This window comes from Streptomyces phytophilus, assembly GCF_013870535.1.
GTDB classification, from domain to species: Bacteria; Actinomycetota; Actinomycetes; order Streptomycetales; family Streptomycetaceae; genus Streptomyces; species Streptomyces phytophilus.
Genome location: NZ_JACBXC010000797.1, coordinates 1 through 2,855, shown reverse-complemented (window position 1 = coordinate 2,855; position 2,855 = coordinate 1). Strand labels below are relative to the sequence as shown.

Genomic DNA, 2,855 nt, shown 5'->3' with positions numbered 1-2,855 from the left:
CCCGGGAGCCCGATGCTCGTCCCCACCGGCCCGCGGCTGTCGACGCAGGTCGTGGACGTCCGGGACCTCACCGCGTGGCTGCTCGACAACGCGGAGTCGGGCGCGAGCGGCACGTACGACGCGGTCGGCCCGGTGCTGTCGCTGGCGGAGTGGATCCGGCTGTCCCGGGAGGTCGGCGGGCACACGGGGCAGGTGGCGGAGGCCGGTTCCGGGTGGCTGCGCGCGCAGGGCGTGGAGCAGTTCATGGGGACCGAGTCGCTGGCGATGTGGCTGGACGAGCCGGGCTGGGAGGGCTTCACGGCCCGCAGCGGCGCCGCGGCGGTGGCGGCGGGACTCACGCACAGGCCGCGGGAGGAGCTGCTGGCGGACCTCCTGGAGTGGGAGCGCGAGCAGGGCCTCCACCGCGCGCGGCGGGCGGGACTGACCCCGGAGCGCGAACGGGAACTGCTGGCGCTGCTGGCGGCGGAGGCGTAGGCGGACGGGAGACCGGCACGGTGCGCTCCGCCCAGCCGGGCGCACCGTGCCGGCCGGTCATCGGCCCGTCCTCTCCGCCTACCCCGTCGTGAAGGTGAAGGCGTCGATGTCGAGCAGGTTTCCCTGCCCGGTCGGCCCCGCGAACCGCAGGTAGAGCGTCGTCGCCCCGGCAGGCGCCGCGGTCAGCGACGCGCTGACGTCCTCGTAGCTCTCCCAGCCGCCGGTCGGCGGCACCGTCAGGGTCCCGAGCAGGCCGCCGGTCGGTGAGCCCGTACGGACCTCGATCGTGCCGCCCGGACCGCCGGAGGCGACCCGCGCGCTGATGCCGGTCACGTCGTCCAGCGCGTACGGCTCGAACGACACCCAGTCGCCGTTGTCCGTGAACCCGACCGTGGCGCCGCCCTCCGCGCCGCCGTGCCCGGCGACCTCGATGCCGGACATCCCGCCGAAGTGCTCGGCCTGGCGGTGCCGGGGCTGGAGGGTGCGGGTGCTGGTGCCCGTCAGCCCGCCGGAGTCGGTGTACTCGGCCTCGAAGACCCCGTACAGGTTCGCCGCGCTGTCGTGCTCGCCGTCCTGCGGCACGCTGATGGTGCCGCTGCACCCGTTCGCCGAGGTGATCTCGTGGGTGTGGCTGTCGTGCCCGAGCGAGTAGGCGACCCGGACCTTGGTGCAGTCCACGGCACCGTCCTCCGGGTCGCTCGCCGCCACGGTGAACGGCACGTCGTCGCCGAAGGAGAACAGCCGCCCGTCGCCCGGCGTCTGCAGCGTCACCGCGGGCGCTGTGTTGCCGGCCGTCACCACCAGGCTCGCGGTGCCGGTCAGGCCCTCGGGGTCGGTGACGGTGAGGGTCGGGGTGAAGGTGCCCGCCCCGGTGTACGTGTGCGAGGGGTTCGCCTCGTCGGAGGTGCCGCCGTCGCCGAAGTCCCAGCGGTACGTGAGCGCCCCGCCCTCCGGGTCCGCGCTGCCCGCCGAGCTGAACTGCACCGTCAGCGGCGTGCCGCCCGAGGTGACGTCGGCGGCGGCCCGGGCGACCGGGTTGCGGTTGGAGCCGGCGAGGTACTCGATGCGGTACAGCGCCGCGGGGCCGCTGCCGGAGCCGTAGTCGAGGACGTACAGCGCGCCGTCGGGGCCGAAGTCGGTGTCGATGATCTGCGTGCCGTCCCAGGGGAAGTCCTCGATGAGCCCGGGGGAGCCGTCCTGGCCGACCTCGATGGCCTTGATCCACTGCCGGCCCAGCTCGGCCGCGAAGTACCGGCCGTCCAGGGACTCGGGGAACTTCACGTCCGAGTCCAGGTCCGGGTCGTAGTGGTAGACCTCGCCGCCCATCGGCGACTCCGAGCCGCCGCCGAACTCCGGCGGGCTGCCGGCGTCGCCGCCGTAGCGGATCCAGGCCGGCTCGGCCGCGGGGAGCTTGTCCTGCCCGGTGTTGTGCGGGGAGTTGTTCACGGGGCCGCCGGCGCAGTCGTACTTCGCGCCCGAGGGGCCGTTGGGGAAGGTGAACTCGTTGTACGTCTCCGCCGCGGTGTTCGTGCCCGTGCAGTACGGCCAGCCGAAGTTGCCGGGCCCGGTGATGCGGTTGAACTCGACCTGCCCGCTCGGCCCGCGGTTCGGGTCGCTGCCGCCGGCGTCCGGGCCGTAGTCGCCGAGGTAGACGGCGCCGGTCTCGCGGTCGACGGACATCCGGAACGGGTTGCGGAAGCCCATCGCGTAGATCTCGGGACGGGTCTCGGGCGTGCCGGGGGCGAAGAGGTTCCCGGCGGGGACGGTGTAGCCGTCGGCCGTGGGCTTGATCCGCAGCACCTTGCCGCGCAGGTCGTCGGTGTTGCCGGAGGAGCGCTGGGCGTCGAACTGCGGGTTGGTGTCGGCCCGCTCGTCGATCGGGGAGTAGCCGCTGGAGGCGAAGGGGTTGGTGTCGTCGCCCGTGGTCAGGTACAGGTTGCCCTGCGCGTCGAAGTCGATGTCGCCGCCGACGTGGCAGCACTGGCCGCGGTCGTTGGGGACTTCGAGGATGACCTGCTCGCTGCCCATGTCCAGGGTGTTGTCCGCCTTGAGCGTGAACCGGGAGAGGTTCAGGTGGCCCTTCCAGGGCTCGAAGTCGGCGGGGCCGCCGGTGACGGGCGCGTCGCCCGGCGGGGTGTTCAGCACGGGCGAGTAGTACAGGTAGAGCTGCCGGTTGGTGGCGAAACCGGGGTCGGCGGCGATGCCCTGGAGGCCCTCTTCGTCGTGGCTGTAGACGTCGAGCTTCCCGGCGGTCTTGGTGTTGCCGGCGGCGTCGGTGAAGCGGACCGTGCCGTCGCGCGCGGTGTGCACGACCGAGCGGTCCGGCAGCACGGCGAGCGACATGGGCTCGCCCATCTCGGCGCCGCCGGACGCCAGTTGGA

At 73.4% G+C, this 2,855-nt stretch carries 1 protein-coding gene and 1 pseudogene; one reads left to right on the top strand and one right to left on the bottom strand.

The features are described from left to right. Positions 1-474 (top strand): annotated as a pseudogene (locus H5J30_RS25400) (oxidoreductase); the annotation flags it as partial. A 78-nt stretch (positions 475-552) separates the two neighbouring features. On the opposite strand, the gene H5J30_RS25395 reads toward H5J30_RS25400, so the two are convergent. Then, positions 553-2,855, bottom strand: a 2,303-nt coding sequence (locus tag H5J30_RS25395) for a PQQ-dependent sugar dehydrogenase (RefSeq protein WP_181789677.1), incomplete at its 5' end; no start/stop codon positions are given.